Annotated in this window: 27 protein-coding genes; 19 read left to right on the top strand and 8 right to left on the bottom strand. The window is 42.7% G+C overall.

Going from position 1 to position 26253, the window contains the following annotated elements; translation table 11 throughout:
- Positions 1-160 precede the first annotated feature (160 nt).
- Positions 161-514 carry a DUF565 domain-containing protein gene (locus AC805_RS09725; protein WP_055075247.1) on the top strand — a complete coding sequence of 118 codons (354 nt, stop codon included), beginning with the start codon at positions 161-163 and terminating at the stop codon, positions 512-514.
- A gap of 20 nt (positions 515-534) precedes the next feature.
- Here AC805_RS09725 and AC805_RS09730 read toward each other — a convergent pair whose 3' ends face one another.
- Positions 535-1137: a cob(I)yrinic acid a,c-diamide adenosyltransferase gene (locus AC805_RS09730; protein ID WP_055075248.1), complete on the bottom strand. Its 603-nt coding sequence runs from the start codon at positions 1135-1137 to the stop codon at positions 535-537.
- Positions 1138-1431: 294 nt separating this feature from the next.
- Between AC805_RS09730 and argH the strand changes: the two genes are divergently transcribed.
- Positions 1432-2823 (top strand): argininosuccinate lyase, encoded by a 1392-nt coding sequence (gene argH / locus AC805_RS09735; RefSeq protein ID WP_055075249.1) that lies wholly within the window; start codon positions 1432-1434, stop codon positions 2821-2823.
- 178 nt (positions 2824-3001) lie between these two features.
- Positions 3002-3439 carry a peroxiredoxin gene (locus tag AC805_RS09740; protein WP_055075250.1) on the top strand — a complete coding sequence of 146 codons (438 nt, stop codon included), beginning with the start codon at positions 3002-3004 and terminating at the stop codon, positions 3437-3439.
- A 299-nt stretch (positions 3440-3738) separates the two neighbouring features.
- Here the strand turns inward: AC805_RS09740 and ureC are convergent, their stop codons facing one another.
- The 5 genes from ureC to AC805_RS09765 form a co-directional block, all read right to left on the bottom strand.
- Positions 3739-5451 carry an urease subunit alpha gene (ureC, locus tag AC805_RS09745; protein WP_055075251.1) on the bottom strand — a complete coding sequence of 571 codons (1713 nt, stop codon included), beginning with the start codon at positions 5449-5451 and terminating at the stop codon, positions 3739-3741.
- 4 nt (positions 5452-5455) lie between these two features.
- Positions 5456-5767, bottom strand: a complete 312-nt coding sequence (locus tag AC805_RS09750; protein ID WP_055075252.1) for an urease subunit beta — start codon at positions 5765-5767, stop codon at positions 5456-5458.
- Positions 5768-5818: 51 nt separating this feature from the next.
- Positions 5819-6439: a Uma2 family endonuclease gene (locus AC805_RS09755; RefSeq protein ID WP_055075253.1), complete on the bottom strand. Its 621-nt coding sequence runs from the start codon at positions 6437-6439 to the stop codon at positions 5819-5821.
- Between the two features lie 20 nt (positions 6440-6459).
- Positions 6460-6762 carry an urease subunit gamma gene (gene ureA / locus AC805_RS09760; RefSeq protein WP_055075254.1) on the bottom strand — a complete coding sequence of 101 codons (303 nt, stop codon included), beginning with the start codon at positions 6760-6762 and terminating at the stop codon, positions 6460-6462.
- Positions 6763-6843: 81 nt separating this feature from the next.
- Positions 6844-7668 (bottom strand): urease accessory protein UreD, encoded by an 825-nt coding sequence (locus AC805_RS09765; RefSeq protein WP_055075255.1) that lies wholly within the window; start codon positions 7666-7668, stop codon positions 6844-6846.
- 606 nt (positions 7669-8274) lie between these two features.
- Between AC805_RS09765 and fmdA the strand changes: the two genes are divergently transcribed.
- The 8 genes from fmdA to AC805_RS09800 all read left to right on the top strand — a co-directional run bounded on the left by fmdA (position 8275) and on the right by AC805_RS09800 (position 16145).
- The gene (fmdA, locus tag AC805_RS09770; protein ID WP_009625784.1) at positions 8275-9483 is read left to right on the top strand and encodes a formamidase; all 1209 of its coding nucleotides are present in this window, start codon (positions 8275-8277) and stop codon (positions 9481-9483) included.
- 9 nt (positions 9484-9492) lie between these two features.
- Entirely contained in the window at positions 9493-9753 is a 261-nt protein-coding gene (locus AC805_RS24630) for an FmdB family zinc ribbon protein (protein WP_009625783.1), read from the top strand.
- A 59-nt stretch (positions 9754-9812) separates the two neighbouring features.
- Positions 9813-11219 (top strand): ABC transporter substrate-binding protein, encoded by a 1407-nt coding sequence (locus AC805_RS09775; protein ID WP_055075256.1) that lies wholly within the window; start codon positions 9813-9815, stop codon positions 11217-11219.
- A 111-nt stretch (positions 11220-11330) separates the two neighbouring features.
- Positions 11331-12293, top strand: coding sequence for an urea ABC transporter permease subunit UrtB (urtB, locus tag AC805_RS09780; RefSeq protein ID WP_055075257.1), 963 nt, complete (start codon positions 11331-11333; stop codon positions 12291-12293).
- Positions 12294-12437: 144 nt separating this feature from the next.
- Positions 12438-13526, top strand: a complete 1089-nt coding sequence (gene urtC, locus AC805_RS09785; protein WP_055075258.1) for an urea ABC transporter permease subunit UrtC — start codon at positions 12438-12440, stop codon at positions 13524-13526.
- A 143-nt stretch (positions 13527-13669) separates the two neighbouring features.
- A complete protein-coding gene (urtD, locus tag AC805_RS09790) occupies positions 13670-14473 on the top strand; it encodes an urea ABC transporter ATP-binding protein UrtD (RefSeq protein ID WP_055075259.1) in 804 nt (267 codons plus the stop codon).
- Positions 14463-15161, top strand: coding sequence for an urea ABC transporter ATP-binding subunit UrtE (gene urtE / locus AC805_RS09795; RefSeq protein WP_072143578.1), 699 nt, complete (start codon positions 14463-14465; stop codon positions 15159-15161). Before urtD ends, urtE begins: the two co-directional genes overlap by 11 nt.
- Before the next feature lie 159 nt (positions 15162-15320).
- Positions 15321-16145 carry an MOSC domain-containing protein gene (locus AC805_RS09800; RefSeq protein WP_055075260.1) on the top strand — a complete coding sequence of 275 codons (825 nt, stop codon included), beginning with the start codon at positions 15321-15323 and terminating at the stop codon, positions 16143-16145.
- A 41-nt stretch (positions 16146-16186) separates the two neighbouring features.
- Here AC805_RS09800 and ureG read toward each other — a convergent pair whose 3' ends face one another.
- Complete coding sequence (ureG, locus tag AC805_RS09805) at positions 16187-16780, bottom strand: urease accessory protein UreG (protein ID WP_055075261.1); 594 nt, start codon at positions 16778-16780, stop codon at positions 16187-16189.
- Between the two features lie 352 nt (positions 16781-17132).
- Here ureG and ureE point away from each other — a divergent pair, with 352 nt between their 5' ends.
- From ureE to AC805_RS09820, 3 genes are all read left to right on the top strand, one after another.
- The gene (gene ureE, locus AC805_RS09810; RefSeq protein WP_055075262.1) at positions 17133-17588 is read left to right on the top strand and encodes an urease accessory protein UreE; all 456 of its coding nucleotides are present in this window, start codon (positions 17133-17135) and stop codon (positions 17586-17588) included.
- Positions 17578-18300: an urease accessory protein UreF gene (locus AC805_RS09815; protein ID WP_055075263.1), complete on the top strand. Its 723-nt coding sequence runs from the start codon at positions 17578-17580 to the stop codon at positions 18298-18300. The genes ureE and AC805_RS09815 overlap by 11 nt, the downstream gene beginning before the upstream one ends.
- Before the next feature lie 73 nt (positions 18301-18373).
- Positions 18374-19219 (top strand): diguanylate cyclase, encoded by an 846-nt coding sequence (locus AC805_RS09820; RefSeq protein ID WP_055075264.1) that lies wholly within the window; start codon positions 18374-18376, stop codon positions 19217-19219.
- Between the two features lie 10 nt (positions 19220-19229).
- Here AC805_RS09820 and AC805_RS09825 read toward each other — a convergent pair whose 3' ends face one another.
- Positions 19230-20858 carry an ATP-binding protein gene (locus AC805_RS09825; RefSeq protein ID WP_197278685.1) on the bottom strand — a complete coding sequence of 543 codons (1629 nt, stop codon included), beginning with the start codon at positions 20856-20858 and terminating at the stop codon, positions 19230-19232.
- A gap of 416 nt (positions 20859-21274) precedes the next feature.
- Here AC805_RS09825 and AC805_RS09830 point away from each other — a divergent pair, with 416 nt between their 5' ends.
- The 5 genes from AC805_RS09830 (at position 21275) to AC805_RS09850 (ending at position 26012) form a co-directional block, all read left to right on the top strand.
- Positions 21275-22057 carry a cell wall metabolism sensor histidine kinase WalK gene (locus tag AC805_RS09830; protein WP_231662603.1) on the top strand — a complete coding sequence of 261 codons (783 nt, stop codon included), beginning with the start codon at positions 21275-21277 and terminating at the stop codon, positions 22055-22057.
- Between the two features lie 60 nt (positions 22058-22117).
- Positions 22118-22798 carry a response regulator transcription factor gene (locus AC805_RS09835; protein ID WP_055075267.1) on the top strand — a complete coding sequence of 227 codons (681 nt, stop codon included), beginning with the start codon at positions 22118-22120 and terminating at the stop codon, positions 22796-22798.
- A 525-nt stretch (positions 22799-23323) separates the two neighbouring features.
- Positions 23324-23701 carry a hypothetical protein gene (locus AC805_RS09840; RefSeq protein WP_055075268.1) on the top strand — a complete coding sequence of 126 codons (378 nt, stop codon included), beginning with the start codon at positions 23324-23326 and terminating at the stop codon, positions 23699-23701.
- Positions 23702-23901: 200 nt separating this feature from the next.
- A complete protein-coding gene (locus AC805_RS09845; protein WP_055075269.1) occupies positions 23902-24549 on the top strand; it encodes a DUF4079 domain-containing protein in 648 nt (215 codons plus the stop codon).
- Positions 24550-24725: 176 nt separating this feature from the next.
- Positions 24726-26012 carry a 2Fe-2S iron-sulfur cluster-binding protein gene (locus AC805_RS09850; protein ID WP_231662606.1) on the top strand — a complete coding sequence of 429 codons (1287 nt, stop codon included), beginning with the start codon at positions 24726-24728 and terminating at the stop codon, positions 26010-26012.
- The last annotated feature ends 241 nt before the right edge of the window (positions 26013-26253 follow it).

The following is a 26253-nucleotide window of genomic DNA, read 5'->3' on the forward strand; positions in this document are numbered from 1 at the left end:
ATGAGGACATAAAACCCCAAAGAGAGTTGCCGCGCGGAGCGCGGCAACTCTCTTTGGGGTTTTGATTTTGTTTTAACAAAATTGGCGGCAGCTATAAATGATTTCGGATTGCTATATTTTAATTATTGCTTTAATTACTAAAGATTAAGAAAGACCTATCATGCAAAATACTCGTCTTAGTCAGATTGTGAATATCAACATTAGACGATTATCTCAGTGGTCGAGTAATCCTTGGCGAAGAACATCGTTGATAGCGATAAGTTTATTGCTAGGATTTTTTTTAGCCTCAGTAATCTCTACCTCCACGGGCGCAAAATCTGAGTTAGATATTCTTGCGGCAGCAATTACGGTTTTCTTTGTAGAATTGACCAACCGTTTTGTCTACAGTCAAAAGCGATTAACTCGCAGCGATGGCACCATAGCGCCTAGACCCCTAACTACAGAAATGCTGAACTCACTCAAGCTTGGCATCACCTACGGACTATTTCTAGAAGCATTTAAGCTCGGATCTTGAGAATATGGCTCGCCCCCGCCCTAATTGCGGCGATGGGTAACTTGATCGGCGTAGTCAGAAATACTTGATGGCATCGATCGCCCTGTCAAGATAATATTGACCTTCGGCGATCGCGTTTCTAGTACATGCAACAGCTCCTCCTCAGAAATCAGCGATCGCTCAACTAGCAAATCCACCTCATCGATTACGACCAAACCCATAGGCGAGGACTTAATGGCTACTTTGGCATAGTCCCATAGGTCTAACACTGCGATTTTTTCGGCATCAGTCAATACGATCTCATGCTGAGACAAGTCGCGCTGAGCATCACAACGCATCCACTCAAAATTTTCAACTAGCCGACGAGGATTATTCAAACCTTGATTAATCCCCGTTTGAAAAAGTTGCACGAGTAATACTTGAGTGCCCTGACCTGCTACCCTCAAAGCTTGAGCGATGATGTCAGCATAAAGATTGCGGTGGGGCGCGATGAAGACTTGAACATTACCTTTAAGGGGAGTCACAATCGATGAGCCCTTGAGCGAGTTAGAATCTGTTGAGTTAGTCTTAGTCTGATTGGGGCGATCATGATTATTTTTTGTTTGCTGCGTCTCGATCTGAGTCGTTTTAATTTGAGCCACCATAAACAAATCTAGCGTTTAAATTACCACTTAGCATCATAGCAGACACTAGATGTAGAAAGATTTTGTAAAGATTACTTTCATAGCTATTTGTCGCCAACATATAGCTGCCGCCCAAGTAGCTAATAAGAGAATGGTGGCGCGAAGCGCCACCATTCTCTTATTAGCTACTTAGCATTGTCCGTGCTGTACGAAAAAGGCGATGGGAAAGCGGTTAAATAATGAACTTATGACAAAAAGGCGCAAAACCTCTTGTCAAAAAGTAAACTAAACTTTCAAGTACTACAGTTTTTTTGTATGAGCCAGCCAACAGCCACCCAACCTTGGAGTCAGCGATTCGAGACCGCGCTGCATCCAGCGATCGCTAGATTTAATGCCAGTATCAGTTTTGATATTAATTTAATTGAATATGACATTACGGGATCGCAGGCGCATTCGCGCATGTTGGCGAAAGTAGGGATTATCAGTGCTGAAGAAGGAGAGATGCTTGTTAACGGGCTAGAACAGATTCGCCAAGAATATCGAGCAGGGGATTTTAATCCTGGGATTGATGCCGAGGATGTTCATTTTGCCGTGGAACGCCGCCTCACCGATCTGATCGGAGATGTGGGTAAAAAGGTGCATACTGCGCGATCGCGCAACGACCAAGTTGCCACTGATGTAAGGTTATATTTGCGCGATCAGATCCGCAAAATTCAGACTGACCTGAGAACTTGGCAGCAAACCCTTGTCAATAAAGCCGAGCAAAATGTCGAGACTTTTATTCCTGGTTACACCCATTTGCAACGCGCCCAGCCCATTAGCCTTGCCCATCATCTTTTAGCATATTTCGAGATGGCTCAGCGTGACTGGACGAGACTAGATGAGATTTATCAAAGGGTCAATGTTTCTCCCCTCGGTTCAGGGGCTCTGGCGGGTACGCCCCACCCCATCGATCGCCATTACACAGCCGAGCTATTGGATTTTGGTTCCGTTGCTCGTAATAGCCTTGATGGTGTATCCGATCGCGATTTTGCGGTAGAGTTTCTTTGCGCCACCAGCCTGATTATGGTGCATTTGAGCCGCCTTTCTGAAGAAGTCATTCTTTGGTCATCGCAGGAATTTAGTTTCGTGAAGCTTAGCGATCGCGTTAGTACGGGTTCCAGCATTATGCCCCAAAAGAAAAATCCCGACGTACCCGAACTAGTTCGCGGCAAAACTGGGCGCGTATTCGGACATCTCCAAGGCTTACTGACAATTATCAAGGGCTTGCCTCTAGCCTATAACAAAGATATGCAGGAAGATAAGGAAGGAATTTTTGATGCCGTCGTAACCGTTCGGGCTTGTTTGGAAGCAATGACGATTCTCGTTGAAGAAGGTATTGAATTTCAACCCAAACGCCTTGCTGAAGCTGTTGCGGAGGATTTCTCTAATGCTACCGATGTTGCCGATTATCTCGCTTCTAAGGGAGTACCTTTCCGCGAAGCCTATCAACTGGTTGGAAAGTTGGTCAAAACCTGCACAAGTGAAGGAATCTTACTAAAGGATCTATCCGTTGAGCGTTGGAAAACCTTCCATCCCCAGTTTGAGGCAGATATTGTTGATGCGATCGCGCCCGCGCAGGTGGTCAAGGTTCGGAATAGTTATGGTGGGACTGGATTTGACCAAGTCAGAATTCAAATCGAAGCAGCGAAACAGTTAATTGCGTAAACATCACCTAAGTAGCTAGGCATAAGTAAACTTAAAACCTAGAAGAGCATACCGCCCGCGCAGCGGGCGGTATGCTCTTCTGGTTTTGTTTTTTAATTATGCCGAACTACTTAACACTGTCTAAAATTTTAGCTGTGCTAAAATCCCAACATTATCCACAAATATCAAAAGGTTAATTATGCCTCTAGCAGTAGGTACAGATGCCCCAGCGTTTACCGCCCAAGATACCAACGGCAATACAGTATCTTTATCTGATTTTGCTGGAAAAACCGTAGTATTGTACTTCTATCCTAAAGACGATACCCCCGGTTGTACAAAAGAAGCCTGTAGCTTCCGCGATGCCAAATCTGATTACGAAGGTAAAGATGTGGTGGTTCTAGGAGTCAGTGCTGATGATGAAGTTGCCCATCAAGCCTTCACTGCTAAATACGACCTCAATTTCCCATTATTGGCGGATACCAACAAAGCGTTGATCCAAGCTTATGATGTTGATGGTGGTGGTTATGCCAAGCGTGTCACCTATGTGATTAGCCCCGAAGGAAAAATAATTCTTGTCGATACTGCAATCAATACATCCACCCATGCCAGTGACATTTTAGCTGCATTAGGATTGTAAGGATTCTGCAATTTAAAAAGGAACCGATTTTTTGTAGCGTGGCTAAGCCACGCTACAAAAAATCGGTTCCTTTTTTATAGGGTTATACCAAATCACAAAATGGCGTAGCCATTTTGTGATTTGGTATAACCCTTACTGGGTTTGGTTTTTAATTTCCAAAAGTGTAGCCACACTTTTGGAAATTGGTATTAGAAGTTCTAAGTAGTTCGGCATAATTAAAAACCAAAACCAGAGAGCATACCGCCCGCGTAGCGGGCGGTATGCTCTTCTAGGTTTTAAGTTTACTTATGCCTAGCTACTTAAAACAAGAAATATCGCTGAGCCATCGGCAATACTGACGCAGGCTCACAGGTTAATAATTCGCCATCAGCACGAACTTCATAGGTCTCTGGATCTACTTCCATCACTGGCAAAGCATCATTGAGCTTTAAGTCGCGTTTGCTAATATTACGAGTTCCTTTAACTGTTAGTACCTGCTTCTTCAAACCTAATTGACTAGGAATACCTCGTTCCATAGCAGCTTGAGAAACAAAAGTAAAGGATGTAGGCGCGATCGCACCGCCATAGCTGCCAAACATCGGACGCATATAGACTGGCTGCGGTGTGGGAATACTCGCGTTAGCATCGCCCATCTGCGACCATGCGATGAAACCTCCCTTGAGTACCATTTCGGGTTTTACCCCAAAAAATGCAGGATGCCACAGCACTAGATCGGCGATTTTGCCCACTTCGACAGAACCGACATATTCAGAGATACCGTGGGCGATCGCAGGATTAATTGTGTACTTTGCCACATAGCGCTGAGCGCGGAAGTTATCGGCTCTAGTGATTTCTGGATTGGTAAGAACGCCTCGCTGCACTTTCATTTTGTGAGCGGTTTGCCAAGTTCTGATAATCACTTCGCCGACTCTTCCCATTGCTTGAGAGTCAGAGGAAATCATACTAAACGCGCCGAGATCGTGAAGAATATCCTCGGCGGCGATCGTTTCACGACGGATCCGAGATTCGGCAAAGGATACATCTTCGGGAATGCTAGGATCGAGATGGTGACAGACCATCAGCATATCGAGGTGTTCGTCTAACGTATTTAAGGTATAGGGACGAGTAGGATTTGTGGAAGAAGGAAGAACGTTCGCTTCACCACAAATTTTGATGATGTCGGGAGCGTGACCGCCACCTGCGCCTTCGGTGTGATAGGTGTGGATCACGCGATTCTTAAAAGCGGTGATCGTATCTTCTACAAATCCTGCTTCGTTGAGTGTGTCTGTGTGGATAGCAACCTGTACGTCATATTCATCGGCAACACCTAAACAAGTATCGATCGTCGCAGGAGTCGTTCCCCAATCCTCATGGAGTTTGAGTCCGATCGCTCCTGCTTCCACCTGCTCGACCAAGCCTTCAGGCTTGCTGCTATTGCCTTTGCCGAGAAATCCTAAATTCATCGGGAAGGAATCTGCAGCTTGCAACATACGGTACATATTCCAAGGACCTGGGGTACAAGTGGTAGCATTTGTACCAACGGCTGGCCCCGTGCCACCGCCGATCATGGTGGTAATACCAGAAGCGATCGCCACTTCGATCTGTTGCGGACAAATGAAATGAATATGGGTATCAATGCCCCCTGCGGTAAGAATGCGTCCTTCTCCTGCGATGATTTCCGTACCCGCACCGATAATGATATTGACGTTATCTTGAATATAAGGATTTCCCGCTTTACCGATCGCCACAATCCTGCCGTCTTTAATCCCCACATCGGCTTTGACCACACCCCACCAATCGAGAATCAGGGCATTGGTAATCGCCAGATCCACTGCTCCATTGGCATTGGTAATCGGCGACTGTCCCATCCCATCGCGGATTACTTTGCCGCCACCAAATTTGACTTCATCCCCATAGGTGGTGTAGTCGCATTCTACTTCAATAAACAATTCTGTATCGGCTAAGCGAACCCTATCGCCAACGGTTGCGCCATAGGTTTCTGCATAGGCGCGACGGGACATTCTATAACTCATTCGTTTAATTCTCCAATTTGCCTTCTACTAGCGCATTAAATCCATAAATCTCGCGAGTACCCACATAGGGAACGAGATGCACTTCCTTCTCATCCCCCGGCTCAAAGCGGATGGAAGTACCCGCAGGGATATCGAGGTGCGTACCTTTGGCGCGATCGCGATCAAAGATCAATGCGCGATTAGTTTCATAAAAGTGATAGTGCGAACCAACTTGGATGGGGCGATCGCCTGAATTTGCAACCTTGAGCGTAACCACCTCTCGCCCAGCGTTCAATTCGATATCACCTTCTTGAGTAATGATTTCACCAACAATCATAGATTCATCTCCATTGTTACTTAATGAGGATGTAGCGTTTCGCACTACATCCTAGATGTTGAGAATTTGAGCAGCAGTTAAATCTAGTTCAGGAAAAGTCCGCGAAATAATTTTGTCATCTCCTGAAAATCTAGTTGTTTGATATTTACCATTTTCATCTAGCAAATTAACAAACACCGTGGGGACTTTGGGATTACCTAAAAACTCACGACTAGCGATCGCTAAATAATCCACAATCCAATATTCAGGAATGCCAAGACTTTGATATTCTGAAAATTTGTCAATGTAGTCATCATCCCAATTGGTTGATGTGACTTCTACTGCTAGCTGAATCGGTTTTTGTAATGGAGCATAATCCGATGGATTGGATTGCCAAAATTCCCTGTCAATCACACTCAAGTCTGGTACTCTACTCTGTTTATCACTATTAGCTATAGTCCTAATGCTCACATTTTGGCGCACCACAAAATCCAAATTTAATCTATCAATTTCTCGATCAAATTTTTTATAAGCAAACGCAACAACATCTTCATGCTGTCTAGTATTTACCACTTTAACGACTTCTCCATTAACAAATTCATAGCGTCCGTCGGTAAGTCGCAGATTGACAAATTTTTCATAGGTCAGCTTTGATTTAGTTTGTGAATCTTGAACTTTAGCGATCGCAATCATCTAAAACCTCCATAGCTAAATTAGCGAATAGGATTATGTACGGTAACTAATTTTGTACCATCGGGAAAAGTTGCTTCTACTTGCACATCATGAATCATTTCGGGGATGCCTTCCATCACATCATCACGACCGAGCAAAGTCGCCCCGTAGGACATTAGCTCGGCAACCGTGCGACCTTCTCTCGCTCCTTCCAAAATCTCCGCAGTAATAAACGCGATCGCTTCAGGATAATTTAACTTCAAACCTTTAGCTTTACGACGCTCAGCTAATAATGCAGCCGTAAAAATCAATAACTTATCTTTTTCTTGGGGCGTAAGTTGCATGAATATCTACCAACCTCTAGGTACGCATTTACTTGATTCTTAATTTGCTTTTTAATTTTGGCAAAGCCAAAATTAAAAAGCTCACCAAACTCTCGGTACGCATATCTTTCTATTCCTATAGGATACACGTAAAAGCTGCCAAATTTGCTGAAACCATTTACGCGCATCGCCAGAGGAGTCACCACAATAGCGACAAACTAAACCAGCAAGCGATCGCGTAACGCTCGATTTCCCTTGATAATTTCCCTGTTCCCAAGTAGCGCGAATACGGTCGATCAGTTCGGTTTCTACCGTTGCTCCTACAAAAATGAAACTGGCGGCGATCGCATAGGTATTTAATCCATTCGGGCTATCTAACATTTCAGGGTTTCCATGCAGATATTGCCGATCGATCCACAAAGGCATTTGGTCTCGCCATACCTCAGTATGCGATCGCCAATGACCATCCAGAAATCTTTCACCCCGCGCAGTCCTCCCGAACCTAACAATTTCCCACATAGTAATAGTTGCATCTGGCGCTAAATCAATTCGCGTAGTTTGTCGATATTTTGATTCTGCGAAGACGATCGTTTCTTGAGGGAACCATTCCAAATTTGCGCTTTCATCAATGTGAATATGGATATTTTGCCAAGATTCCGCACCAGAACTGCGATAGACCTTACTAGCAGCGGCAGTCGTGATCAGGGCTTGGGTATGGGGTTGGAGATGGATTTTGGCAGATAGGCGATCGCCACCCACTAAACCACCTGCGGTATGCAATAGAACACAATGGCAAACTTCCTCTCCTTCTGGATAAAGCGATCGCTGTATTTTCCAAGGGGCTAAAGCATAATTGTAGACCAACTGAGTTGATAAATCTCTCTTACTAAACCTTAGTTCTAAGTTTCCCGTCCACGGTTTATGCATACAGTCATCTATTAATCATTTGACAATTCATCTAGCCAACAAATTAAATCACTATATGCATCAATTTATACAGTTTATTCGGCTCGCAATGTGAATGTCTTAGCATTCTTATTATAGACATCACCAAATGTATTCATGCCTTATACCAATTCACAAAAGTTTTGTCACACTTTCGTGAATTAAAAACCAGACCTAGGAAGGGTTTGAGAAACTAAAAATGGCTATGCCATTTTTAGTTTTAGTAGTGAACCGAAGGAGAGAAGGTTGGCTCAAAGCGCCAACCTTCTCTCCTTCGGTTTTGATTTTGTTTTATGGCAAGTAGCGATCGTCATTTTTATTTGGGTGATCGCTATATGATTTCAGATTTTTTTAGTTTTTAATATCACAGTCAAGTTACATTTACACCGCTTCATTCACAAATTGTTCAGCTTAGTGTAAGCGTATCGTGTTTGGTATAAACCATGACAGAATGGAAAGAAAAAGTAACGCAGTATTTGTTAAGAACGTTGAAATTTGGTTAAGTTCCGATTACATACACCCATTAGTGTATGTAGCTTTCTATAGAGTTCAGCTTTTCTTGTTCTTTTACAGATTTAGAAAGATTTTATGCCTAAGACGCTATTCAAAGTTGATCTCACCAAGCCCATGAGTCAACAAGAGTTACCCGGACACAACCGTTGGCATCCAGACATCCCAGCCATAGCTTCAGTTAATCCTGGTGACGTATTTCGCATTGAATGTAAGGATTGGACTGATGGTCAAATTAAAAATGATGATAGTCCCGATGATGTTCGTGATGTAGATTTGACTATTCCTCACGTTCTGAGTGGTCCAATTTGGGTAAATGGAGCAGAACCTGGAGATATTCTGGTAGTAGATCTCGTCGATATCGGTGCTCTCCAAGGCGATGAATGGGGCTTTACAGGTATCTTTGACAAGAAAAATGGTGGCGGATTTTTAACCGATCACTATCCCGAAGCTTCTAAGGCAATCTGGGATTTTCAAGGGATTTACGCAACTTCACGACATATCCCTGGCGTAAAATTTGCAGGAATCACCCATCCTGGACTCATCGGTTGCGCTCCCTCCCACGAGCTTCTGGCAAAATGGAACAAGCGCGAAACTGAACTCATGGCGACCCAGCCCGATCGCCGTACCTACGGAGCTGGAGTAAACATTGATGGTGTATCAGTTTTAGCTGCACTCCCTAATCCCACCAATGCCATTTTAGGAACGTTACCTCAGTCCGAGTACGAGCGCGTAGCAGCCGAGGCAGCACGTACGATTCCACCACGCGAACATGGAGGTAACTGCGATATTAAAAACCTCTCTAGAGGGACTCGGATCTATTTCCCTGTTTATATAGAGGGTGCAAAACTATCTATGGGCGATCTTCACTTCTCTCAAGGAGATGGTGAAATATCCTTCTGCGGCGCAATTGAAATGGCTGGCTTTATTGATATCCATGTTGATATCATCAAAGGTGGTGTTGAGAAGTATGGGATGGTTAATCCTATCTTTAAGCCAGGTCCAGTAGAGCCCCGTTATTCAGAATTCCTCGTGTTTGAAGGAATTTCCGTTGATGAATACACTGGTAAGCAGTACTTTATGGATGTACATATTGCCTACCGTCAGGCTTGCTTGAATGCGATCGAATATCTCAAGAAGTTCGGTTATACAGGTGAGCAAGCATATATGTTGCTTAGTTGTGCGCCCATAGAAGGAAGAGTGAGCGGTATTGTAGACATTCCCAATGCCTGCTGTACGATCGCTATTCCCACTGCCATATTTGACAAAAATATTCTTCCAGTTTAGAAAAGAAATATGCCTCTTTATGAATTTCGCTGCGAAGAATGTGGTGTGTTTGATGTATGGCGTTCAATGGCTGAATCGAGTTCTCCTGCTCACTGCCCAGAATGTAATGAGCAAGGAAGGCGAGTCTTTTCTCCACCTATGACTCTTTCTAGATCTCAGGTGGCAAAAGCGGTAAGTTCGGAACCAAAGATGGTCAAGGTTGATCGAGAGCCAAAAACATCAAATGTCCAGTATCACTCAGGCAGTCGTCCTTGGATGGTCGGACATTAATTTAGCAGTCAGCTATTGTTTGGTGTGAGTTTTAAAACAATTAAGGAGAGTTTCAGGCAATGAAATTGAATAGCTCAAACGAAGGCGGGCTCACGCGTCGCCGCTTTATTAAGTACGGATCTTTTGCCGCTGCTAGCAGTATTATGGTTGCTTGTGGTCAAGGCGGTGGTGATACCACGAAGACTACTGCCACCTCATCAAGTGGTGCTACATCTTCAGCATCGCCTGCGGCGGATGGTAAAAAAGGCATCAAAGTTGGTGTCATGTACTCCACCACAGGTACAATCGCCATTGTTGAGAAGTCATTACAGGATGCAACCTTTCTTGCGATCGACCAAATTAATGAAGGTACGGGACCTTGGGCTGGCAAGAAAGGAATTAACGGTCAAATGATTGAAAAAGTTGTGGTAAACCCTGACTCCAACTGGGATTTGTACAACCAAATGTCCAAGCGTTTGATTGATGAGGACAAGGTAGTATGCGTTCTTGGATGCTATACATCTGCGAGCCGCAAGTCAGTACTGCCAGTCTTTGAAGAAAAGAACAGCATTCTTTACTACCCTGTCTATTATGAAGGAAACGAATGTAGCTCCAATGTTTTCTACACTGGTGCAGCACCTAACCAACAAATTACCGATTCAATTCCATACTGTATCAAGAACTTTGGCAAGAAAGGTTTCTTCATCGGATCTGACTACATTTATCCTAAAGAAAGCAATCGGATCGCTAAAGCTGAGCTAGTCAATGGCGGCGGTGAAGTTGTGGGAGATGAATATGCGGCTCTTGGTACAACCGAATTTATCACGATCATCAACAAGATCAAGCAAGCCAAGCCCAACTTCATCTTGAGCAATCTAGTAGGAGACAGTATCCCTGCATTTTATAAGCAACTCAAGGATGCTGGGATCACCTCTAAAGACATTCCGATCATGGCTTTCCCGACCACTGAAGAAGAAATTCAAGCCATGGGACCAGAATTTGCAGAAGGTCATTACAGTAGCTTTAACTATTTCCAAACTGTTGACACTCCTGAGAATAAGGCATTCGTCGAGCAGTTCAAGGCTAAGTTCGGGAAGGATCGCGTTACTAACGGAGTTATGGAAGCAGCCTATATCCAAACCTTCTTCATGGCTCAAGCAATGGAAAAACTGGCTAAGGAAGGGAAAGAATTTAATACCGCTAACCTCCGCGAAGCTACCAGAGGACAAATATTCAAGGCTCCTCAGGGCACTGTAAAATCTGACCCCGATAACTATCACACCTATCTCTATTCTAGAATTGGTAAGTGGAAGTCTGATGGTCAGGCAGAAATTGTGTTTTCCACCAAGGCTGCTGTAAAGCCAATTCCTTGGAGCCAAGCACTGTACAAGGGTCGTATTTGCGTTCATAAAACTCCCGACGATCGCAGCAGCCCTAACGTTGAGACGAAGAAAGATATTCCAGCTGAATTTCTGAAAGAAGCCTAGATTTCTAACTTAAGTCAACAATCTCTGACTTCGTAAGGGGTCAGAGATTGTTGACTTAATAAATAAACTTGAAATAGCGAACGATACTCTAAGCTCTAATCTAAGAATCCCATGAACGTTTTTTCATTTAATGTACTATCCTCGTTGATTCACTTAGCGCAATCAACCCCACCCGCAAAAGCGATCGATCCGATCGCTGTCACCAATCAGCTCTTAAATGGTGTCGGTATTATCGGGATTTTGCTATTGACGGGGTTAGGACTAGCCATCACCTTCGGTGTAATGCGCATCATTAACCTTGCCCATGGCGAATTCATCATGTTAGGAGCCTATACAACGTTCGTATTGCAAAGTAATTTCAAAATGGACTTGTTGATGACAATTCCCTTCTCTTTTTTGTTTACGGCGTTTGTCGGTGCAATTATCGAGTTAACTATTGTCCGACGACTTTACGGGCGGGCTGTAGAGACATTGTTAGCGACTTGGGGGTTAAGTATTGTCCTGCAAGGGGTCATCAAGCTCATCTTCACCGCCCAATTGAAGTATGTTAAAGCTCCTCCCTACATCCGTGGTAATTGGACTCCATTTCAAATCGGAGGACAGGCGATCGAGATTTCCTACTATCGCCTATTCATTATCTTTATGGCTTTGTTCCTCCTCGGAATGACCGCTTTCTTACTTTACGGTACGACTCTGGGACGAGAAGTTAGAGCTGTGACCCAGAACCGAGATATGGCGAAGTGCCTCGGTGTAAATACAAGTCTTGTGGATATGATCACCTTTGCTTATGGTTGCGGGCTAGCAGGAATTGCAGGCACGGTTATTTCATCGCTTAAGAGCGTTGCTCCACCGATGGGACAGGATTATCTAGTTGACGCTTGGATGACGGTAGTTACTGGTGGTGTTGATAAGCTCGTTGGAGTGTTAGCTGGGGCAGTTTTAATCGGCGAGTCCAATGCCGCGATCGCCTATCTAATTAACGACCCGACTGCAAGGGTAATTGTTTTAGCAGCGGTAATTATTTTGATTCGCTACCGCCCCGAAGGTTTATTTACAGTGCAAAAGCGTAGCTAAATTGTCTAAATAATTATTAGGCTTTTATTACAATCATTACCTGCGACACTTCTAATAAAAGCTTGATGTTTATTTCAGCAAATATTTCAGTACATATTTCAGTAAATATAGCGTCAATTTTCAAAATTCAATGGAGGCTAAGAGATGGCTGAAGTAGTAGGTCGCATACGACAAGCAAATTTTGTTCCCAAAAGATGGCTCATCACTAGTGCCATAGTCTTGCTAATTTTTGTGATTTTTCCCTTTGTGGCTGGTACTTTCCAAACTAACTTGATGGCAAAGTTGTTACTGTTTGGGACTCTAGGTGTTTCTTTGGACTTAATCTGGGGATTTACAGGAATTCTCAGTTTCGCCCATGGCGTATTTTTTACTTTAGGAGGATATGCAATGGCATATTACCTGAAGTTAAACCTATCTGCCACAGCTAACAACTATGGCGGTACGCTTCCTGACTTCATGGTCTGGAATGGATTAAAGGAATTGCCTTGGTTCATTGCACCATTGCAGTATTTCCCGATCGCTGTCATTGCCACCGTGGTTATTCCTGCTGGATTTGCCTACGCGATCGGCTCGTTCATCTTTCGTTCTAAAGTGAGTGGTGTTTATATCACCGTAATCACCCTAGCGATCTCCTCAGCATTGACGACCTTCTTTGTCAGTCAACAAGCCTATACAGGAGGAACCAATGGCATTACGGATGTCTCTAAACTCATACTTTTTGGGGCAGAAGTCCCGCCTATCGGGTTATATTTTATCATTCTCCTATTCGCAACTTTAGTAATGGCAGCTAGTTGGTGGTTGACCCAATCTAACTTTGGATTGATTCTGCGATCAATTAAAGAGAACGAAAAGAGAATTTCTTTTCTCGGCTATGATGTTGCTAGTTTCAAGATATTTATCTGGACACTTTCTGCCGCAATTGCTGGTATAGCTGGCGGATTGTTTGTCCCCTTAAATAACTTTATTTCCCCAGTCTATCTCAATGTTGCCTTTGGAACTCAAGTCGTAATTTGGGTAGCTGTTGGTGGTCGAGGCACACTTTTTGGTCCAATCATTGCGGCAATTTTATTGGGACAAATTCAAAATTCCGTAGATCGAATTACCCAAGATTGGCAATTGATTGTCGGCGTAATTTTGATGGTGGTTGTTTTATTTCTTCCCGATGGGCTAATGAGCTTGATTCCCCAAAAACTCCTTGGCAAGAAAAATAATCAGTTAGAGAGATCGAGCTAGATTTTGACTAGATTTTGAGTTTTTTGAAGTTACGATCTTAATTATGGCTCGTTACATAGTTACAGATAGAAAACCTCAACATTATTGCGTACACTTAATAATTAATTTAATAATTAATTTAACAACTAAAAAGAGCTCAAATTATGAACACAACCACATCCGCATCAATTGATTCCGCTCCAGTTACCCACACTGAAGGAGCAATTTTATCGATAAAAGACCTAAAAGTGGTTTTTTCTGGATTCAAAGCTTTAAAGGGAGTTAACTTAGATGTCGGTGAAAATGAAATTGTGACGATCATCGGTCCGAATGGGGCTGGAAAAAGTACTTTACTCGATGCCATCGTTGGTAAGTCTCCAGTAGCTTCGGGACATGTGTTTTATCACGGTAAAGATATTACGAATCGCAGTGCCTTTGAAGTAGCAAGGATGGGTATCGGACGTAAATTCCAAAATCCTAACGTCTACAATGAGTTAACCGTATTTGACAATATCTTATTAGCTTTAAAAGGATCGCATGGAGTCTTCTCTTCGATCAGGTCCAAATTAACCGCAGCGAAGAGAGATAAAATCATCACCGTTCTCGATCGCGTTGGGCTTTTGGAAAAGGGATATTCAAAGGTGTCCTCGCTTTCCCACGGACAAAAACAGTGGGTAGAAATTGGGATGGTCATTGCGCAGGATCCTTCCGTAGTACTACTAGATGAGCCCACTGCGGGAATGACCCCAGATGAAACGCATTTGACTGGAGAAATCATTAAAACGATTTCTCAGAATCATTCTGTCGTGGTTATCGAGCATGACATGGAATTTGTCAAACAGATTGCTCAGCGCATTGTGGTACTCCACCAAGGAGAAAAATTGACTGAAGGATCGGTCAGTGAAGTGCAGTCAAATCCCAAAGTAATTGAAGTATATTTAGGACGCGAACAAATCGATGCTGCTTGAACTAACTGATGTGACGGTTTCTTACGGACAAACCCCTGTGTTGTTTGGAGTGAATATGCAGATCGAGCAAGGCGATATCGCTTGTCTGCTCGGTCGTAATGGCGTGGGAAAGACGACATTGCTTCGTAGTGTCATCGGACTGAATAAAGTCATGTCTGGAAATATCGTTTTTGACGCGGATAACATTACCAAAGTGCCAACGTTTAAACGCGCTCGCTATGGTATTTCCTACATTCCCCAAGGGAGAGAAATTATTCCCTACCTATCGGTTTTGGATAATCTCAAACTTGGCATGTCCGCTGGACAAAAGAAGTATCGTAAAATTCCTGATGAGATCTTTGAGTTTTTCCCAATGCTCAAGCAACATCTTACTCGGCAGGGCGGTTTATTGAGCGGTGGACAACAACAGCAATTAGCGATCGCACGCGGTCTGATGAGCAATCCCAAGATTATGCTTCTTGACGAGCCGACGGAAGGGATTCAGCCTTCAATTGTTCAGGAAATTGAGGATACTTTAAAGAGGATTAATCGTGAAAAGGGGATCACCCTCATTGTAGTTGAGCAAAAAGTAGACTTTGCACGACAACTCGCTCAGAAATTTTTCATTATGGAAAAAGGTGCGGTGGTTGCTAATGGAGCAACTGCCGATCTGAGCGACGATCTAGTCCATCAGTATCTTGCTATTTAATATTGTCATTTAGTTTTGTGAAGAGAGTAGTTCGCAAAAGAATTCACAAAAGTGTTATCACATTTTTGTGAATTAAAAACTAAATCTAGTAAGGGTTTTCAAGTTAAGAAATGGCATAGTCATTTTTTAACTTGGTATAATTGAGAAGGATAGGAAATTATGGCTCGGACGTTAGTTGGTGTAGTTACTTCTCTTTGGCGTTATCCTGTTAAGTCAATGCTAGGCGAACAACTTGAGACAGTAGAAGTTATCCCTAAAGGGATTTTGGGCGATCGCTCGTTTGCTTTATGGGATCGTGAGACTAGCCGCATTGCCAGTGCGAAGAACCCGAAAAAATGGGCAAAACTTTTAGGCTTTCATGCCGAATTAGGGGAAATGACTCGTCAAAACAGTCAAGAAGCGATGGCGAGAGTCACAATTTCTTTGCCTGATGGTAGTTCTGCCACCAGCGACGATCGTGATATTGACAGCATTCTCTCTCAAGCTGTGGGGCGTGACGTACAATTACTCTCGATTGTCCCCGAATCACCCAGTTTAGATCAATATTGGCCAGATATCGAAGGAGCCTTAAATCGGGAAACTATTACCCAATTGTTTATGCCCTCAGGTACTTTTTTTGATTCCTGTCCGATCCATGCTATTACGACTTCCACTCTAAACAAGCTGCAAACCCTTTATCCTGAAGGACAATTCGATCCCTGCCGATTTCGCCCCAATATTTTGATCGAGCCCCCATCTTCTGAACCTGCTTTTGTAGAAGATGATTGGGTCGGCGGTAAATTGCTAATTGGCGATCGCGTTTGTTTGAGTATTGATACTGCTTGCCCGCGTTGTGTAGTAACGACATTAGCACAGGGCGATCTTCCCAATGACTTAAATATTTTGCGGACGACCACCAAGCAAAACAAAACGATCGCAGGTATTCGGATGTCAGTAATACAAACAGGAACGATTCGCTGTGGTGATTCAATCTGGTTGGAGTAACTAGCTGTCAATTCCTCAAAACTAAGTAAATTAAAGCTAAATTACATTCGATTTACAATAAATCCGACGATTTCCGTCAAACCAACTTGAGTCTTGAGATTGCTGAATACAAAGGGTTTATCCCCTCGCATTTTTAGAGTATCCCTTTCCATAATCGCGAGATCAGCTCCGACGTACGGAGCGAGGTCGATTTTGTTAATTACTAATAAATCGGATTTAGTAATCCCTGGTCCTCCTTTACGGGGGATTTTATCCCCTGCTGCTACATCGATTACGTAAAGGGTTAAATCCACGAGTTCGGGACTAAAGGTGGAGGCAAGATTGTCTCCACCACTCTCGACAAAGATTAAATCGAGATCTTCAAAGCGAAGTTCTAATTGCTCGATCGCCGCAAGATTCATGGAGGCATCTTCGCGAATGGCTGTATGGGGACAACCACCTGTCTCTACTCCCATGATACGATCGCGGTCTAGGGCTTGGCTGCGGACGAGAAACTGAGCATCTTCTTGGGTGTAAATATCATTTGTGACAACCGCAATTTGGAAATGCGATCGCATGGATTTACAGAGAGAATCAACCAGAGCCGTTTTTCCTGAGCCGACAGGTCCCGCAACACCAACGCGAAATGGAGACATAGAGATTTGTCCTTACGATGCAATGAATGGCAATAACTATAGTATCTTTATCTTTACAGGTTTTGCGTAAGCTTATATAGCAGTCCTAAATCATTTGTTGATTTTTTGGGTTTGTGGAAGCGCCCTCCTTTCGGGAGGTGCTTCCACAAACCATTTAGGATTGCTATAGCATCGCTAAGAACTCAAAAATCAAAAAAACTGTTCTCAAACGAGTTGTTCGACGTAATTAAAACTAAAACCACAGAACCGAAGGTTCGCTCTTCGAGAGTTTTTCGTTAGATTTTAAGTTGATTTATGCTTAGATGGTTATCATTATTAATTAAAATCGCCAATTCCGTTCTGCTGATAGCTTATGCATATTATTACCAAACGTCTATCCCATGAAGCCAAGAAATTGGTGAATCGCGCATCTCTTTTAACCCTTGCGCTCATTGCTGAGGATAGAACTCGTAGCCGTCACCGATTTACAACATTGGAAGGAGAAGAGATTAATTTACAACTTCAGAGAGGGACAGTTCTGAGAGAAGGAGATATCCTTGCCGACGAAAACGATCGGGCGATCGCCTATGTCATGGCAAAGCCCGAACCTGTCATTACGGTTACGGCGCATCATCCCCTTGAGTTTTTAAGAGCAGCCTATCATTTAGGTAATCGTCACATTGCTCTAGAAATTACCGAAACATACCTACGCCTATCGCCCGATCCAGTTTTAGAAGATATGGTGATCCAAATGGGATTAACTATAGCCAAAGAAAATCAGCCTTTTCAACCTGAGTCTGGCGCTTACCATCATCACCATGATCATTAATCCCACTTCGCTTCAGTTACTACGATTGCTACAAATCACTAGTCCCGCTTTGCCCGTTGGCGCTTACAGCTACTCGGAAGGACTCGAATATCTTTGCAGTCAAAAGATTATTCAAACAGAGTCCGATCTTTGCAATTGGCTGAGAAGGGAATTGCAATTTGGATTTATTCCCAACGAAACGGCGATCGCTCTTCGCGCCCACCAAGCCATTAAATCTCATAATATATCCACATTAATCTACTGGAATGACTGGCTATCGGCAACGAGAGAAGCCGAAGAAGTCAGATTGGCGAGTTGGCAGATGGGACAGTCCCTCATGAAATTATGGTGGCAGCTCACCGATCGCCAAAATCCCCTACATACATCTATCCACACCTTGCTCCCTACAACAAAAGATAATCCACAGGGAAAAGGTTGTAACTATGCGATCGCCTTTGGCATCGTTGCCGCCAGTCTGGATATTGATTCTGACAATACAAGCTTAGGCTATATTTATAGCTGGCTATCCAATTTAGTTAGCGCCGCAGTCCGTTCTGTTCCATTTGGTCAGACCATGGGACAGCAAGTTATATTTCAGCTTAGTGGGGATATGTTGAACAGCTCCCAATTATCGCTACATCGTTTGGATAATGAATTAGAATGGTGTGGATGGGGGGCAAGTCTCGCCTGTGCTAACCATGAGACTCAATACTCTCGTTTATTTCGTAGCTAATGTGAATATTGTCGTAAATTTGGCAATTTCTTGAAGCCGTTTTAAAATTGCTACAGCTAATCGTAAGAAAAGTATGGAAAAAGAAAAAAGTGACTTAGTCAGTACTGAAGGACTTTTCTTGGCTACAGTTGCGAGTCTAAAGCAAGAAATCCAAGAATTAAAAGCGCAAAACATTATTCTAAGGGATCGCTTAGTTAGTAAAACCATCCAAGAAGAGCAATTATCGGAGGCAAACCACCGTCTGCAAACAGAAATTATCGATCGCCAAAGGACGGAGACAGCTCTAAGATTGCTATTAGATCGCCTTTCCAGTGAGAAAAACGATCTAGAAATCATCCTTGATACTACTACCCGCCATAGTGACACGATCGAAGCCCTGCTCTACGAACGAGCTTTGTCACTTGCCCGCGAAGTAACTATTGATGGATTAACCCAAATTGCTAATCGACGTACCTTCGATCAAAAACTAGAAGTAGAATGGCAGCGTTTAGCTAGAGAAGGGCTACCGATTTCGTTACTTATATGTGATGTCGATTTTTTTAAGCGTTATAACGATCGCTACGGACATCCTGCGGGAGATGATTGTTTACGAGCCGTTGCCAAGGCGATCGAATCCTGTATTCGTCGTCCAGCAGACTTAGCAGCCCGATATGGCGGTGAGGAATTTGCGGTAATTTTGCCAAATACCCTAAAGGAAGGGGCAGCCTTTATTGCCGAGAAAGTTTGTCATACTGTCTCAAGTTTAAATATCAAACACGAAGCTTCGTTTATCAGCGATCGCGTTACGATCAGCATTGGTATCTCGACAATCCAGCCCACTAAGAAATTATCTTCCAAAATTCTCATCGAGTCGGCGGATAAGGGACTATATTTAGCTAAAAAACAAGGACGCGATCGTGCAGTATTTAATGCTGATTAATGTTGAATAATTATAAATCCCCATTCATCGGCAAAAAGATACTAACAGTTGTCCCTGCGATCGCAGAAGATTCTATTTCTAATTTACCACCGTGGGCATCAACAATTTTTTTGACGATCGATAAACCCAGTCCATTACCCGAAGATTTGGTGGTAAAAAACGGCTTTGTGATCTTTGATAGCATTTCAGGAGAGATGAATGCGCCGCCATTGTGGACTTTAATACAAACTTGGTTGGAATTTGTCAAAGAGGATAAAAACACGGAAATTTCTCCATCCTCTGTTACAGCCTCACAAGCATTTTGGAGTAAATTGATCGAGACTTGTTTCAGCTTATCTCTATCTACGTAGAGAATTTTAGTCTCGGGCAATGGTTCAAAATGTATTTGTTTGCTAATTGCCAATTGAGAAGTAGAAATATTTTCAACTACATCCCGTATCAGTTCGTTAATATCAACAGGAGTCTTTTGGATCATTTCATGCTTTGAATAGAGGAGTATTTCGTTTAAAAGCCGCTTCAGCCTTTCACCCTCTTCCAAAGCTAACGTTAATCGCTTTTGGGCGCTTTCTGATAATTCCGTGCGCTGAAAGAAGTTTAAGCCCATTAATACCGTCGTTAGTGGATTGCGTACTTCATGAACAATTGAAGTGGCTAGTTCTCCTATCTCTGACAGTCTTTCCTTTGCTTCGAGCGTTTGCTTTTGTTCGCGTTGTCGCTCGGTAATATCGTCGGCAAGACCAGCGATCCGAAAGACCTTCCCAGTTTCATCTATAATCGGAAATGCGCGATCGCGAATGGTTCTAATACTATTGTCGGGACGAATGATTCGATATTCAAGATTATAATTACATTCGCCTGTAAACATGCTCTTGAAGGCAATGGACACGTTTTGACGATCTTCAGGATGGACTAAGTTTAGACAAACCGTGCCATCCAAGTACCATTGTTCAAGGGGAATTCCCCATACCTTCTCAAACATGGGACTCATATATATCGGCTCGCCATCGCGAGAGTACATCCATACCAATGGCTCTAAATTCTCAGCAATCTGTCTCAGTAACTCTTCACTTTTTCTCAATGCTTGTTCGATCTCTTGTCGTTGCTTAATTTCTCCTTGCAATTTTTGATTTGTTTCTTGCTGCTGCTGATAAAGATTGAAATTATCGATAGCTGTAGCTGCGCGTTCGGCAAAGATTTCCACTAACCTGATGTCTTTTCTCGAAAACTTTCTGGGTTGGCGATGAAACGAACAGATCGTACCGATTATTTCGCCAGTAGGCAAACGCAAGGGCGCTCCAAGGTAAGCATGATAACCCTCTGGCACGCCTCGATAATATTGATCGATTGAAGTATTCTCGACATACATACAGGAACCAGAGTTAATCACAGCCTCCGTGAGCGTGCCATGCAAGCTTACCTGCCGATCGGAAAAATCACCGATATCAATTGAACTAGCTAAAACAGTCTCCAGTCCTTCTCGGCAGAAAGTTACAACAGACCAATCTATTCCAATCAATTCACTAACATTTTTGGCTACCAATTGAAGATAACCTTGCAGTTCGCCAGTACGATAGCTGAGGGAAGATAATATTTCTAGGGCATACAACTGCTTAGTTACCAACTGTGGAGGCTGTGGCAACCAACTTGAAAGGCATCTTTTAATTCGTTTTAGGTATGAGTTAGCTATTTTCATAGTGCCAGATAAATGCTGCTTGCATAATTCATGAAAGTTTACTCAGCTAATACTCAGCTTCTACTAATTAACTCCTTAAAGAGTAATAATATACGATCGCTCCCAATAAGTAATAATCCTTAATACAAGTAGTTCAGCATAACCAAAAGCCAAAGAGCATACCACCCGCTATGCGGACGGTACGCTCTTCTAGGTTTTGTGCTTACTTATGCCGAGTTACTTAAAATAAGAAATATTTTAAATGAACTACTAAATTACCTTCTAAATTACCTATTGAAGTCTTAGGCTACTAAATATTAAACATCTTTTGATTTTCTTGATTATTAAAATAAATCTATACCTTAAACAATGGCTCCTTTGTATTGTCCTATACTTCCATGAATGATTTCCAGAATGATTTAAACATAACTTCACCCCAAAATGATTCTACGCAACTGTTAGCGATCGCTTTGGAGATTGCAGCTGAGGATTTTCAGGATCAACAAATGCAGATGCTCAGAAACTTCTCGCACGAATTACGGACACCACTGACCATAGTGTATGGATATATGCAAAGTATCTATCGACGCAGTGAGAACCTTACGGATTTGCAGAAAGATGCCCTTGAAAGCGCTATTTTAGAGATGAGTTATGCTATTAAGTTATTGCAAGAATGCCTCGATCTGGCGAGGTTAGAGGTTCGCGAAACTTCTCTGAAGATAGCATCAATTCCTCTGCAAAGTTTAATATTAGAAACGATCGCCACTTTTAATAAACTTCATCAGCGAGAGATATCGTTTAATTCCTATGAATCCTGTGTTTCCGTCTTAGCAGATGGAGAATATCTCAAAGAAGTTTTATTTAGATTATTTGATAATGCTGTTAAATATTCAAAGGATACCATCTCAATCTCGTTAGACAATTTCGGTGATTACGTGGCTATCAATGTCTGCGATCGCGGTTGCGGGATCGATATTCAAGATCGGGAGCGTATTTTTAAGCCATTTTATCGCGCTGATCGCTCTCGGAGTCGCTTGAGTGGGGGATCGGGTTTGGGCTTGGCACTTTCCAAAGTTTTAGTTGAAAGGATGGGAGGCAATCTAAATGTTACTTCTCAACGAGGTAAAGGTAGCACCTTTAAGGTTATGCTCAAATCATCAACTTAATACTTAACTTAATACTTAATATTCTTTATATTCTTTCTATTTTTTTATCTCTTTATAATTATGACAACTAAAATTCTCTTAATAGAAGACGATATCAAACTAGCACAATTTATTGAGATGGAATTAACTTGTGAAGGATATCAAGTCTCTATGGCAAACAATGGCTTAGATGGTTTAACTCAAGCCAGACAAGATCCTCCAGATTTGGTTGTTTTAGACTGGATGATGCCAAGTTTGACGGGGGTAGAAATTTGTCGACGATTGAGATCGACTGGTAGTTTAGTGCCAATTATTTTAGTTACGGCTAGGGATGAGATTAGCGATCGCGTAGCGGGATTAGATGCTGGTGCAGATGATTACGTGATTAAGCCCTTTAGCATTGAGGAGTTACTTGCTAGAATCCGCTCTAATCTGCGCCGTATTAGAAAAGAAGATAGCAATATCCTCCATTTTGAAGACCTTAGCTTGAATCTCAGCACGCGGGAAATATTGCGGTCAGGAAAGGCAATCGAACTTACGGTGCGCGAGTTTGAACTCTTAGCATATTTAATGCATCATCCGTTGCAGGTTATGACACGCGACCAAATCCTCGAAAAGGTTTGGGGTTATGACTTTGGGGGCGATTCAAATGTAATTGAAGTTTACGTTCGTACTTTGCGCCAGAAGTTGGAAGTTGATAGTTCTAGCCGACTAATCCAAACTGTTCGGGGCGTTGGTTACGTCTTGAGACTCAATAAATAGCTAAATCTTTAGCTATTTATTGAGTCTCAAGGATTTGAAGGAGGCTTTGACTTTACTCAGTCATCGGGATGCGATGACTGAGCGAAGTCAAAGCCCTATATTTCTCATATAGCTGTCGCCAAGTCTACTAGGACATAAACCCCAAGAATTGATTGACGGCGCGAAGCGCCGTCAATCAATTCTTGGGGTTTGATTTGTCCTAAGTCAAGTGACTGTAGCTATAAATGGGGTAGAGCAGCTATAGCCAAATGTATTGGGAACAAAACCCAAGAAGAGAAGGGTGGCGCAAAGCGTCATTCTCTTCTTGGGTTTTGTTTCTGCCCTAACGCAAGTGACTGTAGTTATATAACTGAGTGTAAGCTGAGTTTTAGCCTAATTATCTTTAATTCTAAACTTAGATAACCCATAAGTTGGTTTAAGCTTCGTTTCATGGCGATCGGTCATGATAAGGATGAAATGAGATACATCAAATCATCTCCAAACTTAATCTGTAAAACTCCTACACCATAGAAGGAACTTTTTGTTATGAAACTTACATCTTTATTAGCTACAACAGCGATCGCGACTATGGTTGCCACTTCCACAGTTCCTATTCAAGCATTCAATCCTAATGCAGCCCAAGCATCAGTCCAAGAAGTTAAGATTGCCCAAGCTCTAACAAGTCAAGAGAAAATCGATCAGATTACCCCCATTAAGGGTAAACCAGGTAGTGGTGATTTGCTCCGTAAATTGTATGCAAAAGACCTTACCCCAATTGGCATTCAAGTTGGTGGTGCTGGCATGGTAGTTAACCTTTACAGCAAGAAAGATGACACCACGATCTCACTCTGCACCACCTATGACGTAGTAGTTGCCATCAAGAAAGGTTTGATTGTTAATTTTGCTCCTAGCGAAGTTAAATAATTTTATTTACACTTAATAATTAGTTAAGCATAAGCAAACTTAAAACCCAGAAGAGCGTACCGCCCGCTAAGTGGGCGGTATGCTCTCTAGTTTTGGTTTTTAATTATGCTGAACTACTTAAAGGGTTTCATTTTTCTCTATGAGAAATGAAATTCTTTATGGTAATAAGGTTTGAACTGGAAATTTAATTGCTTCGTCCTATGGAACTTAAATATTTTTTTACTTTATTGCATCCGACGATCGCGATCGCAATTGTATTCCCATTAATTGGCATCGCGCTCAATCGTTCTTGGTTAGCCCGTCAGCGACGCTTGCAATCGGCAAGTGGCGTTAAGAGCAAAATCCCTCCAACCGTCGGTTCGGAGCACCTCGCCATCGGCTATTGGCTGACGGGTTCGGTCGTGGGAGTCGCACTTTTGGGTATGGGATTTCCAATTGTCTCAAAGATGATCGCTCACGATAGTCTAACTAAAGAACCCTTTCGGGTTGCCTTAGTCGCCCTGTTGTTTTTCGGTTCGATCGCTTCAATGGTATTTCTTTACCGTGCCACTAGTAAATTATGGCGCGGAACCTTTGCTACCCTAGCAGGTATGGGGCTTATTGCGATCGGTTCTCAACCAGAGATATATCGAAAGGATAGCGAATGGTTCTTTTCCCACTACTATTATGGAATAGCTTCAGCTTTACTGATGATTTTTTCAGTAGCGATCGTGCAGGACATCTATCAAGATCGCCAAAACCGATGGAGAAACGTACATATTATATTGAATATTTTCGCAACCCTCCTATTTTTCGGGCAGGGGATTACTGGTTCGAGAGACTTGTTCTTTTGGTTTAAGCCCAAGTAAGCTAGAAATAGCATTCTATCTAAATATAATTTCGTCAGTCCTTTTCAGTTTCAGGGTTATGACTGAATTTAAAATTATTAGGTTATCGATGGAGCTAGACAATGTTACAAGAGATTAGGGAAATTTCAAATCCTCTATTTAGAGCAATAGCATCGGGGATATTTTTAAGCACTTTAGTGACAATTCCAGTTACTACTGCCTTTTACTTATTCAATCCCAAAAATGAAGCTACCCATAGATTAATTGTGTATGCATCTCTAGCAAGCGCTGCGATTGGGACGATTGGAGGCATTGCTACTGGAAGAAGCAAATCGATCGATTCTAAGTCTGTGACTTCTCAAAATGAAGGGGTAGAGCCTAGCACAGAGTGGAAGGATTGGCGCAAATTTGTAGTCGATCGCAAGGTTAAAGAAAGCGAAAGCATTACGTCTTTTTATTTGAAGCCCGTCGATGGCGGTAGCATCCCCAATCATATTCCAGGGCAATTTTTGACAATTCAGCTAGATATTCCCGAACAACCAAAACCGATCGTTCGCACCTATTCGCTTTCCGATTATATAGAATCGCCAAATTATTATCGCCTATCGATCAAACGCGAACCCGCTCCCAGCGATACGATCGCACCTCCTGGAGTTGCTTCTAATTTCATGCATGACAGCATTCATGAAGGCTCGATAATTGCGGCTAAGCCTCCTGCGGGCAAATTCGTGTTGGATCTTAATAGCACCCAGCCTGCGGTTTTAATTAGCAATGGTGTTGGCATTACACCGATGATTAGCATGGCAAAAGCAGCTACCTTGCTCAATCCGCAAAGGCATATTTGGTTCTTGCATGGTGCGAGGGATGGCAGTCTCCACGCCTTTCGCGACGAAGTCAATGCGATCGCCGAACGCAATCCCCACCTGCATATCGCTTATTGTTATAGCCGCCCTACGGCTGCTGATGAAGGGCAGTATCAGCACAAAGGCTATGTCGATGCCAATTTAATTAAGAACGTAGTCGCTCCAGAAATGGAAAAATTATGCGGCTCTTCCGTTGCCGATTATTTTCTGTGCGGGTCGCCTTCATTCATGGATTCCCTCAGAGATGGTTTAAGAGAATGGGGAGTTCCAGACAAGAACGTGTTATTTGAATCCTTTGCCAAGGCTAAGCCCAAGAAATCCGAACAACCGCAGGAAATAATTCCTAAAAATGAAAATTCCGATGCCATTGAAGTTGTATTCAATAAATCAGGTAAAACAATTAACTGGAATCCCGATCGAGGCTCGATTTTAGATTTTGCGGAAGCCAATGAAATTTATCCAGACCATAGCTGTCGAGTTGGCGTATGCGGTACTTGCGCTTGCAAAATTTCTGAAGGAGAAGTTGAATACGAAGAAAAGCCAACTGCTGCCGTCGAAAGCGGTTCGGTTCTAATTTGTATTTCTAGACCCAAGACCGCTAAGATCGTTCTCGACATATAGCAATCCTAATACCAAATCACAAAATGGCTACGCCATTTTGTGATTTTAAAACCCTTACTGGGTTTGGTTTTCAATTTCCAAAAGTGTGGCTACACTTTTGGAAATTGGGATAAATGGTTTGTGGAAGTGCCCCCAAAAAGCGAGCGCTTCCACAAACCCAAAAATCTACAAATGATTTAGGACTGCTATATAGATGCGATTGGGTTTAACTCGGATTTAATCTTTATTCCTTTGAAAACCA

The organism is Pseudanabaena sp. 'Roaring Creek' (assembly GCF_001402795.1).
GTDB lineage: Bacteria > Cyanobacteriota > Cyanobacteriia > Pseudanabaenales > Pseudanabaenaceae > Pseudanabaena.